A 13904-nucleotide genomic window follows, 5' to 3' on the forward strand; every position below is an offset into this window, starting at 1 on the left:
CTCAGCCCGGGGCCGGAGTGTCGGCCCGCTTCGCCGCCTCGGCAGCGACCTGACGCAGCACCACCGTCGGCGACGGCATGACGGCGTACCAGGTGTTCGCGCTCTCGTCGGCGACCGGGGCCCAAGCTGCCACCACGGGGAGTTCACAGTGCTCGCCGGCCTCCAGCGGGGGCAGCGTCCAGGACATCGAGGGGGAGCGGCCGTAGTCCACGCCCCACGTGCGGGACGCGTGCTCGGACACCTCGTCGATCAGCGCCGCCCACCGCCGGGGTACCTCGCGCGCCTCGGCCGCCCAGCAGATCGCCTCCTCGTCGTTGCCCCCGACGGTGAGCCGGGTCGTCTCGTCCTCCACCGTGATCGCGGCCAGCCCCTGCCCCCCGTCGTACCCACTGTCGGCGCCCTCGGGAAGCGGCGCCGGCAGTTCCGCCGAGAACCGCACCCGCCCGAGCGGCGCGAGGGCGTCGATCCTCCAGACCGCCGCGCGGCAGTCGGTCAGCGGCCCCCAGGTCTCGGGGTCCAGCGTGGGATCGTACGGGGTCAGCAGCAGCTCGACGCGGGCCGCAGGAGTCACCCAGCGGGCGACGGTGCGATCGGCGGGCAGCCGGAAGAGCTCGTCGGGCGGGGGCGCAAGAGCGGTGTTCCCGATGGTCGTGGTGAAGGTCAGCGGGCCGAACGGCGTGTCGACAGCCGGCCGATCGGCGGAACGCAGGCGGGTGCGCGGGACGGTGGGGAGCAGCACCGCCCCAGCGTACGGTGGTGCGACCGGTCAGGATCCGCCGGAGCGAACCCTAATCGGCCCGGTCGCCCAGCCAGTCCTGGAGGAGGTACAGGGCGACCTGCTCCTCCTCCGCCGACTGGCGGGTGTCCTCCTCCCACGTCACCGTGCGGAAGAGTCCGGTCCGCCGCCACTCCTCCAGCGGCTCGTCGAGGTCCAGGCCCTCGGCCTCGGCGATGTACCGGCTCTCGGCGCTGTGGACCAGTCGGAGCTCGGCGCCCACGACGTGGTACTGGTCGTACTCCGGAAAGAGCTGCTCCTGTATCGGCAGGGTCCGGTCCAGCTCCACGCCGCCGAGATAGCTCGGGACCTCCGCCCGCATCAACTCGTCGAGGTCTGCGATCTGCTCCGTGCTGAGCCCGGTGACGGTGGACACGGCGATGTTGCGCGCACAGAGTAGCGCGGTGAGCCCCGGGACCGTCACGGACTTCCAGAGCGAGGGCGCCCGGGCCAGCAGGTGTGCGGCGATGTCGGCCGCCGTGGCCCCCACGTCGAGAGCCGGACCGAGGACCAGGCTCGCGACCGCCACGCCGAGGTCGCGACGGTACTCCGGGGCGATCCGCGTCGACCGGGCCAACACGGAGCGGTCGATCTGACCGGAGATCACCTGGTCCTCGTCGAAGAGGAGAGCGACGCCTGTACGACGCACGGTTGTTCCTTCGCGGAGTCGGGGGAGCGGTTGCCCGGTGCGTGTGGAGTGTTCGTTCTGGAAGTCGGCGGTGGTGAGCCCGGCCGGAGTTCGCAGCCTGGACGTTTCCGCGTGCTTCAGCTGGGACTGGAACGGGCTCTCGGGCTGACCGAAGACGAGCGCCGAGACCCGGACCGTGCCGTCCTCCAGGACCGCCGTCACGACGCCCAGCCCCGAGTAGACCAGTGGGTTCCGGGCGGCGGTGTGGAGCGTGCCCGAGGCCGTGGACGTGGTGAGCCATCGCGGGTCGAAGGTGATGATCACCCGGCGCTCGCCGATGTCGAACAGGAGGTGCGGGTCCTTCGAGAGGACGCCGGTGGGCTCGGTCGGGGGCATTCTCGGCGGGTTGCGGCAGCGCATTCTGCCCTCGAAGGAGACCAGGAGGCCGCGGTACACATCGTCGACCGTGTTGTCGGCGAGCTTCGTCGCCTCCTCCGAGTGCCAGGTCTCGAACAACGGCCTGACGTTCTGGACGAAGAGCCCGGGGGCCAGTGCCTGGCCTCCGAACGGCTTGGTGACGTCGAGTCCCGCCTTCGCGGCCGCGCTGATCACGGCCTTCCCGTCCGCGAGCATCGCGATCCGTGGCAGGTTGACCAGATCGACACTGGAGAAACGCGCCCGCCAGCTGCGCGACGACCTGCGCAGTCTCTCGGCGACGGCCTGATCGGGAAGGTCGGCTTCGTCGGGGAGGTCGGGTTCCCGGGCGGTGGTCACCATCACGACGTTCACGTCGCCGTGGATGCTTCCCGCCTGGATGGCCGGTCCGGACACCTGGCCCGAGAGGTCGTTGCGGACTTCCGTCGGAGCCGGGTGACCCGGGCCGCCGTCCCCCGTCGGTTCCACGTGCTGACCTCACTAGGGCTCACAACTGACTGATGAGCCACCGACCTTACCTCCGGCCCTCGTCCGACAGTTATTCGGCGGGGATGCCGCGGAGGAGGAAGGGGAGGTGGGCGCCGCGGGCGAGGGCGGTGAGGGCCTGGGCGGTGCGGCGGTGCTGGTCGGTGGCCATGGTGTCGGCGAGTCGGTCGGGTTGGACCCAGTGCAGGGCGATGATGCGGTGCGGGGGGCGGTGGCGGGTGACGGTGGTTTCCTGGGCGCGGGTGAGGCGGCCGCCCCAGTAGACGAAGTTGACGCCTTCGGGGAGGAGTTGGGCGTCGACGTAGTCGGTGGCGAGGATGGTGCGCAGGGGGAGGACGAGGCCGGTCTCGGTCTCGGTGTGGCGGCGGGCGGCGAGGTGGGGGAGTTCGTTGCGTTCGGCGCTGCCGCCGGGGAGGGTGCAGCCGGTCTTGTAGGTGGTCTCGACGAGCAGGACGGCGCCGTCGGTGTTGAGGACGAGGGCCTGGTGGCCGAGGCGTCGGCGGGGCGGGTTGGTGAGGATCTCGGGCAGGGGGTAGAGCACCGTGGGCTCCTTGGGGGAGTTGGGGGTGAGTGCCCGGTCCGGCTCGCGGCTGGGGTCGCGGGCCGGACCGGGCGTCCCGCGTGGCGCACCACACCGGCACGCGGGAGTTCGGGGGTCAGCGGCCGGGTGTGGTCGCCGACAGTCGGGTGAAGCAGGCGGGGAGTGCGGTGACGAGGCCGGTGGCGAGGAACAGGCCGGAGATGAGGAGGCGGGGTCCGAGGGGGCCGTGGCGGATTGGCCAGCAGGCGAGCGCGGCGGTGGCGGCGCTGAGGGCCGAGACCCCGAGGAGTGTGGTGAGGAGCCTGAACGCGGGGCTCACGCCGGATCGTTGGCGCGCGGCCGGCTGGGGCGCTGGACGTCGACGAAGCGGGGCCTGTCGAGCGGCCGGATGTGGTGGGGGCCGGTGGTCCACTCGCAGCCGCCGGCTTCGGGTCTGAGGTAGGCGGCGCCGCCGAGGGTGTCCATGTAGACGGCCTCGGAGGGCTGCCCGTTGGAGGTCCGGTGGGCGAGGTCGTGGACGACCTCGCCCACCGCGGGGGTGTACGCGGGCATGCGGGGGCGGCTGGGCATGGGGGCTCCCTTGGTAGCTCTGGGCGATTGGTCTGTTACGACCTGTATCCATGGTGGGGTGGATGGAGCTACGATCGGAAGCTACGGAACTGACGAGTTGGACTGGGTTCAGTTGAGGAGTCGCGTGAATCGCCGAGATCTTGATCCAGCGTCATCCCCGAGTGCTGCGCTGGGTGTTCAGCTGCGCAGGTCACGCGAGGCTCGCGGCCTAACCCAGGTGCAGCTCGGCGAACTCATCAGATTTTCAGCGTCCTACATCTCGCGAATTGAACGAGGGGTGGAGTCGCCCAGCCGTCGGCTCGCCTGCGAAGCGGACCGAGCCCTGGAGACCGGCGGGACGATCGAGCTAATGCTTGATCAGCTAGAGCACAGTGTCCTGATCGAAGGCTTTCCGGAGTTCGCTGAGCATGAATCGCACGCAACGGCCATACGGCTCTTCGAGATCGGCGTGGTCCCTGGCCTGCTGCAAGTTCACTCGTACGCTGAGGCGTACGAGGCGGCTGCGGTGCGACAGGGTCATTCAACACAGGCTCAGGCAACCGAACGGCTGGCCTTCCTGGAAGCGCGCCAGAGTCGCCTGTCCGACAGTCGCCCGCCGACGGTCCAGGCTGTCCTCGATGCAACATGCCTGATCAGGCCGATCGGTGGTCATGAAGTGATGGCCGAGCAGTTGAGGCATCTGGAGGCCTTGTCGCAGCGCCCCACAGTCGTCCTTCAAGTCGCTCCGCTTGAACTGGGGGAGGACAGGCCGCTCAACTATCCACTTGTTCTCCTGGTGCTTCCGGACCGCCGAGTCATGGGGTACACCGAGACCCTTCAGCGTGGGTATCTTGAGCGGGATGCCGAGACGGTAGCTGGCTGGGTTGGCAGTTACGATCGGCTCCAGGTCGAGGCGCTGTCGCAGGCGGCGTCGTTGGCCTTCATCCGAAAAGCACGGAAGGACTTCGAGGACGATGCCCGTTGACCTCAGTGGTGCCCATTGGCGCAAGAGCACCTTCAGTAACGGTCAGGGTGGCTGTGTCGAGGTGGCGGACGGCCACGAGGGGGTCATGCCCGTCCGTGACTCCAAGGACCCCGAGGGTCCTGCGCTCGTCTTCCCGTTGGACGCCTGGCGTTCGTTCGTCACCGGTGTCCGGGCAGGCGACTTCGGCGGCGTCTGACCGGCTGTCGTCTGCGGCCCCCGATCGGTATGCCGATCGGGGGCCGTTTGCGTGGTTCTTCGTGGGGATATAGACGCCGCCAGCATGGGTAGCTGATTTTACGCGTGGGGGAGGGACTTGATGGGCATGTCCGTAGACCTGAGTGGCGCCCAGTGGCGCAAGAGTTCACACAGCAACAACGGTGGGACCTGCGTGGAGGTGGCGGCCGACTCCCCTGGCCTCGTCCCCGTCCGTGACTCCAAGGACCCCGAGGGTCCTGCGCTCGTCTTCCCCTCCGACGCCTGGCGTTCCTTCGTCGCCGGTGTCCGGGTCGGCGAGTTCGGCGACGCCTGACACTCTTGCCCCCGGCCGCCACGCCGGCCGGGGGCCTACGCGCTGCCCGTTCGGCCCCACGGCTCGGGCACGCCCACCCGTACATCCACGTCCCACAGGACGCACTCCTCGCCGGGGCCGGCCACGAACTCCCAGGCCACGGCCGTGCGGTGCAGCTGCTGGTGCATCGATCCCGCCCGCTCCGCGCTCCCGGACAGCTCGCCGCCCTGCGGATGGTGGTGGAGGAACCGGCCGTACGCCGCCCGGCAGAAGGCCGCGTAGCGCTCGGTGCACAGGATCAGTCCGTGCCAGGCCTCGTCGACGGCGAACGAGGGCATGCCGATGACCTCCCGGTCCAGCATCGCCGCTCCGCAGCAGCGCAGCCACTGCCGTAGCCCCGTCTCGACCAGCTCGCGCGGCTGGAACGGGCACGTCCGGTAGACGGCCGGCGGGAGTTCGAGCGTGTCGACCGCCGCCTGCACGCGGTCGAGGCGCCGGGCGAACGTTCGCGCGAGCACGCTGTCCCCTCTCCGACCGGCCGATGCGGTCGTTTCGAAGCGTTCAACTGCTGCCGCCGCCGCACCCTCCACCGCCGCAGCCGCCACCACCTCCGCAGCCGCCCCCGCCGCACCCTCCGCCGGAGCTGCTGCTGCCCCCGTCCCCGCCCCGGTAGCGGGACTTCCTGCGCTTGTCGTCCCCGCCCAGCATGCCCTTGATGCCGAACCCGACGATCGCCACCACGATGAAGAAGATCAGCCAGCCCATCTCTCCCCAACTCCCCGAGTAGCGCCGGAGGGGAGCGACTCGGTGCGCCCGCGGCGGGCGATCCGGCGGCTTCCTCGGGCCGACCGTGAAGACCGCGACGGCCGCGCGAGAGGTCGGGAGTCGACGCATCCGGAGTCGCGCCGCGCGGTGCGCCGAGGCGGCCCCTCGCCGACGGTGTGACCTCATTGTTCCAGCGGGGGCGGGCGGTGAAACGCCGTCGGGCCACGCCGGAGTGTCCCGCAGGCACCATTCTCGTCAGAATGACGAATACTCGCTACGCTGGCCCCATGCGAGTCAATATCACGCGTGCCAGCGTCGCCATGGGCGACGACGTGGACGCACCCCACCGGGGCGTCGTACCAGCCGAAGGCTCCACCACGCTCGGCGAGCTCGTGCGCCAGGTCGCGGTCTCGGGCTACTTCCCCCAGATGGCCTGCTGGGTGGTCTACATCGGCCCGCCCGGTGAGCCGGAGACGGACCCGGTCGCGCTGCTGACGGCCCCGTGGGACCAGCCGCGCTTCCTGGACGAGGCCATGGGGCAGCGCACCCTCGACTCGTTCGCGAGCGAGGAGGGCGACCTGGGCCTCTACTTCGACTACCGGACGCGCGTGGCGCCGGAGACCCTGTGGCAGCGCCTGCTCGGGGCCGCGCCGACCGGCTGAGCCGGCCGGCCCTCACCCCGTGCCGAAGGTGCGCCGCAGGCAGGTGGCCAGGCCCTCCGGGGTGGGCGGGTGGAACCGTCCGGCGAGGTAGCCGTCGGGGCGGATCAGGAACGCCTCGCCGGGGCGGGCCGCGTAGGCGGCGCGGAACTCCCCGGCGGAGTCCCGCGCGGTCGGCAGCCGCCACGGCGGCGCGGGCGCGTCCGGGGCGAGCAGCGCGTAGACGTCCAGCAGTCCGTGCGCGGTGGAGAGGGCGGCCACCGCGCAGGTGGTGACCAGGACACCGGGGGTGGCGGTGTCGACGTGGAACAGCAGGGTGTGGCGCGGGCCGCGCAGCAGGTCGAACAGCCGGACGGGGTAGCTCGCCAGGTCGCGGGTCAGCTCCCGGCAGTCCGGAGCGCGGTCGCCCGGCTCGGGCCCGCCAGGCCCGCCGTCCGCACCGGGCCCGCCGTCCGCACCGGGCCCGCCGTCCGCACCGGGCCCGCCGTCCGCACCGGGCCCGCTGCCCGGACCGGGCCCGCCGTCCGCACCGGACCCACTGCCCGGACCGGGCTCGACCAGCGGGCTGTCCGGGTAGCCGACCAGCAGTTGGGCCTCCCGTCGCAGCACCGTGCCGAGGTCCTCGGCGGCGCCGGGGGAGGCCTGGACCCCGCTCCGGGCGTTGCGCACCGTCCGGCCGACCACTTCCTCGCCCACGGGGTGCCGTTCGGCGTGGTAGCTGTCGAGCAGCCCGTCGGCGCCGATGCCCCGGACGGCGAGCGCGAGCTTCCAGGCCAGGTTGTGGGCGTCCTGGATGCCGGTGTTCATGCCCTGCGCCCCGGTGGGCGGGTGGATGTGGGCGGCGTCGCCGGCCAGCAGGAGCCGGCCGGCCCGGTAGCGGTCCACCAGGCGGTGGCTGATCCGGAAGGTGGAGGACCAGCGCAGCGCCGAGGCGTGCACCGGCCGGGGCGAGAGCCTGTCGAGGACGGCCTGGATGTGCCGCAGTTCGGGGGCGGCGCCGCCCTCCAGCCCGTGGGCGACGCCGTCCGCCGCGTCCGGGCCGGCCAGTTCGTCGGGCACCATCATCGACATCCGGTAGCGGCCCCGCCCGGGGAGCGGGATGCAGACCAGCAGGTCGTCCACCCGGCCGTCGGCGTCGTGGTGGGTGGCGCGGACGCCGTAGCCGGCGGGCAGGTCCCACTCGACCTCGACGTCGCCCAGCATGTACTGCTCGGGGAAGGCGTCGCCCTCGAACCGCAGGCCGGCGGCCTTGCGGACCAGGCTGTGCGCGCCGTCGCAGCCGATCACGTAGCGGGCCCGGAGCTCCCGCGGCCCGGAGGCGGTGCGGAGCACGGCCAGCACGCCGTCCGGGTCCTGGTCGGCTGAGACCAGTTCCGTGCCGCGCTCGACGGGCGTGCCGTACCCGGCGAGGTGCTCGGTGAGCAGTCGCTCCGTCGTGTACTGGGGCAGCGCGGCGAAGCCGTACGGGATGTCGGGCGGCAGCGCGAGTTCGATCCGGGGGCCGGGCCGCCCGTCGACGAAGAGCAGCTGGCCGTGCATCGGGACCGCCTCGTCCAGGGCCGCCCGGACCAGGCCCATGGCGTCCCAGACCTCCATGGTGCGCGGCTGGACGCCGACGGCCTTGGCGTAGTGCTGCGGGGCGGCCAGCCGGTCCACGATCCGGCAGTCGACCCCGTGACGGCGCAGCTCGGCCGCGGCCGTCAGTCCGACCGGGCCCGCGCCCACCACCAGTACGTCGATCTCGTCCATGACCGCTCCCGGGGTCGTGCCGACCGCCTCCCTCCAGGCTGCTCCCGACCGGCGCCCGCCCGCCACCGGTACCGCGGCGGCGTCCCGGGAGCGGTGTCGGACGGCGACCATTTCTAAACACTTGGCGACAATCCCGGTCAACTCATGACGGTCCGTCATGTCGCCTTCTACGCTTCGTGCGGCCCGGTGGGCGACGAAGTCGTCGCCGAGCCGAGCGTTTCCCCGATGGTCTGACGAGTCTGGAGAAATCCCCCGTGAGAATAAGCCGTTCCCCGAGCCGCGTCTGGACGGCCGTGGTCGCCACCGGGGCGGCCACGGCCGCGCTGTTGGTGCAGCCCGGCGCCGCCTGGGCCGTCGCTCCCGCGCCCGTCGTGACGTCCACCGTCACCGTGGCGCCCTACCCGGCGGGCGTCGCGCTCGCGCCGGACGGCAGCCGGGCGTACGTGACCAGCCAGAGCAGCGGTACCGTCACCGTGCTCGACGCCGCCACCGGCGCGGTCTCCGGCGCCTTCACGGCCGGCAGCGGCTCGTACGCGGCCGCCTGGGCGCCCGACGGGCAGCACGCCTACCTGACCCACCACCTCGACAACGCCGTCAGCGTGCTGGACACCGCGAGCAACACCGTGACGGCCACCGTCCCGGTCGGCGCCGAGCCGTTCGGCGTGGCGGTCGCGCCCGACGGCGCGCACGTGTACGTCAGCGGCGCCGGCGCCAACACGGTGAGCGTGCTGGACACCGCGAGCAACACCGTCACCGCGACCGTCCCGGTCGGCGCCGAGCCGCACGGCGTGGCCGTCTCCCCGGACGGCGCGCACGTGTACGTGGCCGCCTCGGCCGCCCAGACGGTGGACGTCATCGACACCGCGAGCAACACGGTGAGCGCCAGCGTCCCCATCGGCCACGGCGTCTTCGGCCTCGCCCTGAGCTCCGACGGCACCCGCCTCTGGACGGCCAACGGGGGCGACGACACCGTCAGCGTGCTCGACACGACGGGCAACACCGTCGTGGGCACGGTGTCGGTGGGGGCCAACCCGTTCTCGGTCGCGCTGTCGCCCGACGGGAAGTCCGCGTACGCCTCGAACTACACGGACGGCACGCTGAGCGTGATCGCCACGGCGGACCGTACGGTCACCGCGACGGTACCGGTCGGCACGAACCCGTACGCGCTCGCCGTCACCCCCGACGGGCGGCGCGGCTACCTGGCCGACTTCGCCTCGGGCGCCGTGACGGTGCTCGGCTTCCCGCTGCCGGTGCCCGTGGTCACCGCCGTCACCCCGGCCTCCGGTCCGCAGGCGGGCGGGACGACGGTCACCGTCACCGGGACCGACCTCGCCGGGGCGACCGCGGTGAGCTTCGGCGCCGCCGGCAACGCGGCCACCTTCTCGTGCACCGAGACCAGCTGCACCGCGAAGGCGCCCGCCGCCTCCGCCGGTGGGGCGGTCGACGTCCGGGTCACCACGCCCGGCGGCACCAGCGCCGTCGTCCCGGCCGGCCGGTTCACCTACATCGCGCCGACCGCCGACCTCGCGGTGACCCTCGGTGCCAACCCGGTGGGCGGGCTGCTCTCCGGGCGGGTCGACTACACTCTCACCGTGACCAACCAGGGCCCGGAGACGGTGACCTCGGCGACCGTCACCGCTGATCTGCCGTCCGGTCTCACCTCCTCCTCGACCGACTGCACCATCGCGGCCGGCAAGCTGACCTGCGCGATCGCCGGTCCGCTCGCCAAGGGGGCGAGCGTCACCCGACACGTGACGGTCTACGTGGGCCTGCTCAACCTCGGTCGGACCTTCACCGTCACCGCCGCCCGCACCGCGAGCGCGCCCACCGACCCGGTGGCGACGAACGACCGGGCGTCCCGCACCTGCACGGCCACCCTCGCGCTGCTGATCAGCTGCAGCTGAGTCCGGCGCCGCCACGCGCGGACGCCCGTGCTCAGGCGACGGGCGTGCCGAACCACCGGGCCAGCGGGCCGAGCAGGTCCTGCTGGTCCTCGCCGACCCACGCGACATGGCCGTCCGGCCGCAGCAGCACGGCGGGCACGTCCAGCTCCTCGCTCCGGTCGACGACGTGGTCGACCCGGTCCGCCCAGCCGGCCACCGAGAGCCGGCCGCTGCCGTCCAGCAGGAGCCCGCGGCCCTCGTGCATCAGCTCGTACAGCCGGCCCCGCTCCAGCGGCACGTCCCGCAGCCGTCGGCCGAGCAGGTCGGGGCCCTCGCCGAAGTCGTAGCGGACCCCGACCGCGGTGATCATCCCGGTCACGTACCGGTTCACCTCCTCGAAGTCCATCAGCTTCGACAACAGCTCGCGCAGGGCGATCGCGCCCGGATCGGTGCCCATCAGCGTGATCTGCGCGCGGGTGTTGTCCAGCACGGCGGCGCCCACCGCGTGCCGCTCGGCGTGGTAGCTGTCCAGCAACCCCTGCGGCGCCCAGCCGTTGACCTCGGCGGCGAGCTTCCAGCCGAGGTTGAACGCGTCCTGGACACCGAGGTTCAGGCCCTGCCCGCCGGTCGGCGGGTGGATGTGGGCCGCGTCGCCGGCCAGCAGCGCCCGGCCGACCCGGTAGCGCTCGGCCTGCCGGGTGGCGTTGCCGAACCGGGAGAGCCAGCGCGGCGAGTGCACGCCGAAGTCGGTGCCCGCGAAGGCGCGCAGCTGCTGCCGGAACTCTTCGAGGGTCGGCGCCGTGCGGTCCTCGGCCACGCCGGCGGCGGGCACGACGATGCGGTACACGCCCCGGTGCCCGTCCACGTCGGGCACGGCGCCGAACCGCAGCTGGGTCTTGCGGACCTCGTCGACGACGGCGGCGATCGTGGCCGGATCCGCGGTCGCCTCCATGTCCCCCAACAGCGTCTCGACGGTGGAGGGCTCACCGGGGAAGCCGACGCCGAGCAGCTTGCGCACCGCGCTGCGGCCGCCGTCGCACCCGACGAGGTAGCGCGAGCGCAGCCGCGTGCCGTCCGCCAGTCCGACGGTCACCCCGTCCTCGTCCTGGCTCAGCCCGACCACCTCGCAGCCGCGCCGGATCTCGGCGCCCAGCTCGACCGCACGCTCGTCGAGCAGCCGTTCGGTGGCCTGCTGCGGGACGGTGAGGCCGTACGGGTGCGCGGTGTCCAGGGAGTCCGGCCACGGTTTGTGGATGCCGCCGAAGAAGCCGCCGACCCGGAACTTGTCGCCCGCGGCGAGGAACCGCTCCAGCAGACCGCGCTGGTCCATCATCTCGACGCTGCGCGTGTGCAGGCCCCGGCCGCGCGACCGTTCGCTCGGCTCCGGCGACCGCTCCAGCACGACCACCCGCACTCCGGCCAGCCGCAGTTCCCCGGCCAGCATCAGGCCGGTCGGTCCGCCGCCTACCACGATCACGTCAATCATCAGTACGCCCGTTCAACGAGAGGGATGGGGGCCGGTCGTCACGCCGTCCGGTGGCGCGCGTACCCGGAACGCCGGGCCGCGAGCCCGACTTGAGCCCGACTTGAGCCCGCCGCGAGCCCGCCGTGCGGCCCACCGGTGGTGCCGAGTCCCGCGGGACCGAGGGGCCGGGAGGGTGACAAGCTGTGACGTACCTCGGATATCCGATATTTCCGCAGGTAACGGCCTCGGGTCGACCATTCTGCGCCCGACCCGGGGCCTTGCGGCAAGCCCCCCGCCGGGCTATATCTTGAAAGTGGCGAGGAGTGGGTTTCGACCTCCTCGCCTTGGTGTTGCGCGGCCGCCGTGGACGGCCCGGCAGGTGTGCGCGGGCGCGGCGCGGTGCGCGAACGGTGCCGCCGAGATCGATCCTCCCCGGCGCCGCCCGGTGCGTGGGCCCTCGCTTCGACGTCCCGCGCGGGGCCTTCCTACCGACGGTGCGGGTGGGCCAGTCCGGTTCACGCTTCGCGCGAGCCCTTCCTGCTGACGGTTCGGAGCGGTTCCGTGGCGTCGGCGCTCGACGCGGACGGGCGCGCTGGAAGTCGACCCGGAAACCCCCTTGCGCAATGGTCAAGAAACGTTGACCATTAGGGCCATGCCAACCGATGATCTTCCCGAGGCGTTCCACGTCACCACGGACGAGCAGCTCCGCGCCGTCTCCAACCTCACGCGTCACCGGATCATGGCGGTGCTCCGCTTCGAGCCCGCGACGATCACCCAGATCGCCGAGCGCGTGGGCCTCGCGAAGGGCAGCTCCAGCTACCACGTTCGGCTGCTGGAGCGGGCCGGCCTGGTGAAGGTGGTGCGGACGCGGAAGGTGCGGGGGGTCATCGAGCGGTACTACGCGATGGCCGCGCGGTCTATCGTGCTGCCGGATCCGGGGGAGGGAGGGCCGGACGTGCTGATGCGGCACGCCGTGGCGGACCTGGAGGCCTCACCGGTGGACGAGCGGCACGTACGGATGGCGCATCTGCGGCTGACCGAGGAGCAGTTCGCCGAGCTGGGGGCGCGGCTGCGAGCGCTGGCGGACGAGTACCGGGAGCTGTCCGACCCGGCGCTGCCGGACGCGTCGCTGGTCTTCGCGCTGTTCCACCCCGCCCCCCGTCAGCAGGCCGAAGGGGACGCCAAGTGATCAAGGACGTTCGCACGCTGCCGACCGGGTTCGGGAGGCTCTGGACCGCGCAGACGGTGTCCTCGCTCGGTGACGGGGTGACACATGCCGCGCTGCCGCTGCTCGCGCTGACCTTGACGCGGGATCCGATGGCGCTCGCCGTCGTCACGGCCGCCGGGACGCTGCCGTGGCTGCTCTTCGGGGTGCTCGGCGGTGCGCTGGTGGACCGCTGGGACCGCCGACGCACGATGTGGGTCACGGACGCGGCGCGTGCGGTGCTGCTCGTGATACCGGCGGCGGCCGCCGGGCTCGACGTGCTGAGCATTCCGCTGCTCGCGGCCGTCGCCTTCCTGCTCGGCCTCGGCGGGCTCTTCTTCGACACGGCCGCCACGGCCTACCTGCCCGATCTGCTCGGCCGCGACCCCGCGCTCCTGGAGCGCGCCAACTCCCGTCTGCGCGGCGCCCAGACCGCCGCGTCCGGCTTCGCCGGGCCGCCCGCGGGCAGCGCCCTGCTCGCACTCGGGCGGGCGGTTCCGCTGCTCGCCGACGCGGTGTCCTTCGCGCTCTCCGCCCTGCTCGTACGGTCGCTGCCGGCCGCGCCCCGGCCGGTACCGCAGGCCCGGGAGTCGCTGCTGCGGCAGGCGAGGGCCGGCGCCGCGTACGTGTTCCGGGACCGGTTGCTGCTCGGGCTCGCGCTGCGACCGGCGGTCGGGAACATCGCCTTCCTCGCCGTGGAGACGGTGCTCGCCCTCTTCGCGCACGACCGTCTCGGCATCGGCACCTTCGGCTTCGGCCTGCTCCTCACGGCGGAGGCCACCGGCGGACTGCTCGGCGCGGGCGTCGCCTCCTTCCTCGGCCGACGATTCGGCACGGGCACCGCGCTGACCTGCACGGCCGCGGTCGAGGGCCTCGCCATCCTGGGCCTTGCCGCCGCCCCGAACCCGTACGTCGCCGGCCTCGCGCTCGCCGTCTGCGGGGCGGGCATGGGCGCCACGATGGTGCTCGCCCCCTCCCTGCGGCAGGCGATCGTCCCCGCCCACCTGATGGGCCGGGTCGCCTCCACCTCCCGCATGCTCGCGATGTGCGCCGCCCCGTTCGGTGCCTTCCTCGGCGGCTGGCTGGCCACCGCCTACGACGTGCGCACCCCGCTCTACGCCGCCGCCGGTCTCCTCCTCCTCATGACCGCCGTCACGTCGACGATGACCACCGACCACCGGATCGATGCGGCGCTGCGCGCCGCCGCCCAGGCGGACGGATCCGGTCGTGCGGAAACCCGGGAGCCCGTTCGGGAGGGTGTCGGGTAGGGCT

The 13904-nt window shown here is 72.7% G+C and carries 16 protein-coding genes; 7 read left to right on the forward strand and 9 right to left on the reverse strand.

Features of this window, described 5'->3' with window-relative positions:
* Position 1 precedes the first annotated feature (1 nt).
* The 5 genes from ACFXHB_RS14665 to ACFXHB_RS14685 form a co-directional block, all read right to left on the reverse strand.
* Positions 2-739, reverse strand: a complete 738-nt coding sequence (locus ACFXHB_RS14665) for a hypothetical protein (RefSeq protein WP_380574484.1) — start codon at positions 737-739, stop codon at positions 2-4.
* A gap of 49 nt (positions 740-788) precedes the next feature.
* The gene (locus ACFXHB_RS14670; RefSeq protein WP_380574485.1) at positions 789-2306 is read right to left on the reverse strand and encodes a hypothetical protein; all 1518 of its coding nucleotides are present in this window, start codon (positions 2304-2306) and stop codon (positions 789-791) included.
* 70 nt (positions 2307-2376) lie between these two features.
* Positions 2377-2865: an NUDIX domain-containing protein gene (locus tag ACFXHB_RS14675; protein ID WP_380574487.1), complete on the reverse strand. Its 489-nt coding sequence runs from the start codon at positions 2863-2865 to the stop codon at positions 2377-2379.
* A gap of 115 nt (positions 2866-2980) precedes the next feature.
* The gene (locus ACFXHB_RS14680; RefSeq protein ID WP_380574488.1) at positions 2981-3184 is read right to left on the reverse strand and encodes a hypothetical protein; all 204 of its coding nucleotides are present in this window, start codon (positions 3182-3184) and stop codon (positions 2981-2983) included.
* Positions 3181-3435: a hypothetical protein gene (locus tag ACFXHB_RS14685; RefSeq protein WP_380574489.1), complete on the reverse strand. Its 255-nt coding sequence runs from the start codon at positions 3433-3435 to the stop codon at positions 3181-3183. The genes ACFXHB_RS14680 and ACFXHB_RS14685 overlap by 4 nt, the downstream gene beginning before the upstream one ends.
* Here ACFXHB_RS14685 and ACFXHB_RS14690 point away from each other — a divergent pair.
* From ACFXHB_RS14690 to ACFXHB_RS14700, 3 genes are all read left to right on the forward strand, one after another.
* The gene (locus ACFXHB_RS14690) at positions 3434-4399 is read left to right on the forward strand and encodes a Scr1 family TA system antitoxin-like transcriptional regulator (protein WP_380574490.1); all 966 of its coding nucleotides are present in this window, start codon (positions 3434-3436) and stop codon (positions 4397-4399) included. The genes ACFXHB_RS14685 and ACFXHB_RS14690 overlap by 2 nt on opposite strands.
* On the forward strand, positions 4389-4595 hold the full coding sequence (locus ACFXHB_RS14695) for a DUF397 domain-containing protein (RefSeq protein ID WP_380574491.1): 207 nt from the start codon (positions 4389-4391) through the stop codon (positions 4593-4595). The genes ACFXHB_RS14690 and ACFXHB_RS14695 overlap by 11 nt, the downstream gene beginning before the upstream one ends.
* Positions 4596-4715: 120 nt before the next feature.
* Positions 4716-4928, forward strand: coding sequence for a DUF397 domain-containing protein (locus ACFXHB_RS14700; RefSeq protein WP_380574492.1), 213 nt, complete (start codon positions 4716-4718; stop codon positions 4926-4928).
* A gap of 35 nt (positions 4929-4963) precedes the next feature.
* Here ACFXHB_RS14700 and ACFXHB_RS14705 read toward each other — a convergent pair whose 3' ends face one another.
* Both ACFXHB_RS14705 and ACFXHB_RS14710 read right to left on the reverse strand, forming a co-directional pair.
* A complete protein-coding gene (locus tag ACFXHB_RS14705; protein ID WP_380574493.1) occupies positions 4964-5425 on the reverse strand; it encodes a hypothetical protein in 462 nt (153 codons plus the stop codon).
* 43 nt (positions 5426-5468) lie between these two features.
* On the reverse strand, positions 5469-5672 hold the full coding sequence (locus ACFXHB_RS14710; protein WP_380574494.1) for a hypothetical protein: 204 nt from the start codon (positions 5670-5672) through the stop codon (positions 5469-5471).
* Positions 5673-5959: 287 nt separating this feature from the next.
* Here ACFXHB_RS14710 and ACFXHB_RS14715 point away from each other — a divergent pair, with 287 nt between their 5' ends.
* Positions 5960-6334, forward strand: coding sequence for a hypothetical protein (locus tag ACFXHB_RS14715; protein WP_380574495.1), 375 nt, complete (start codon positions 5960-5962; stop codon positions 6332-6334).
* A gap of 12 nt (positions 6335-6346) precedes the next feature.
* Here the strand turns inward: ACFXHB_RS14715 and ACFXHB_RS14720 are convergent, their stop codons facing one another.
* The gene (locus tag ACFXHB_RS14720) at positions 6347-8080 is read right to left on the reverse strand and encodes an FAD-dependent monooxygenase (RefSeq protein ID WP_380574496.1); all 1734 of its coding nucleotides are present in this window, start codon (positions 8078-8080) and stop codon (positions 6347-6349) included.
* 254 nt (positions 8081-8334) lie between these two features.
* Here ACFXHB_RS14720 and ACFXHB_RS14725 point away from each other — a divergent pair, with 254 nt between their 5' ends.
* Positions 8335-9984 carry a beta-propeller fold lactonase family protein gene (locus ACFXHB_RS14725; protein ID WP_380574497.1) on the forward strand — a complete coding sequence of 550 codons (1650 nt, stop codon included), beginning with the start codon at positions 8335-8337 and terminating at the stop codon, positions 9982-9984.
* Positions 9985-10015: 31 nt separating this feature from the next.
* Here ACFXHB_RS14725 and rox read toward each other — a convergent pair whose 3' ends face one another.
* A complete protein-coding gene (gene rox / locus ACFXHB_RS14730) occupies positions 10016-11449 on the reverse strand; it encodes a rifampin monooxygenase (RefSeq protein ID WP_380574498.1) in 1434 nt (477 codons plus the stop codon).
* A 631-nt stretch (positions 11450-12080) separates the two neighbouring features.
* Between rox and ACFXHB_RS14735 the strand changes: the two genes are divergently transcribed.
* The gene (locus tag ACFXHB_RS14735) at positions 12081-12617 is read left to right on the forward strand and encodes an ArsR/SmtB family transcription factor (RefSeq protein WP_380574499.1); all 537 of its coding nucleotides are present in this window, start codon (positions 12081-12083) and stop codon (positions 12615-12617) included.
* A 17-nt stretch (positions 12618-12634) separates the two neighbouring features.
* Positions 12635-13900, forward strand: a complete 1266-nt coding sequence (locus ACFXHB_RS14740) for an MFS transporter (RefSeq protein WP_380574518.1) — start codon at positions 12635-12637, stop codon at positions 13898-13900.
* Positions 13901-13904: the final 4 nt, after the last annotated feature.

The sequence above is a fragment of the Kitasatospora sp. NPDC059327 genome (assembly GCF_042752535.1).
In the GTDB taxonomy this organism is placed as follows: Bacteria; Actinomycetota; Actinomycetes; order Streptomycetales; family Streptomycetaceae; genus Kitasatospora.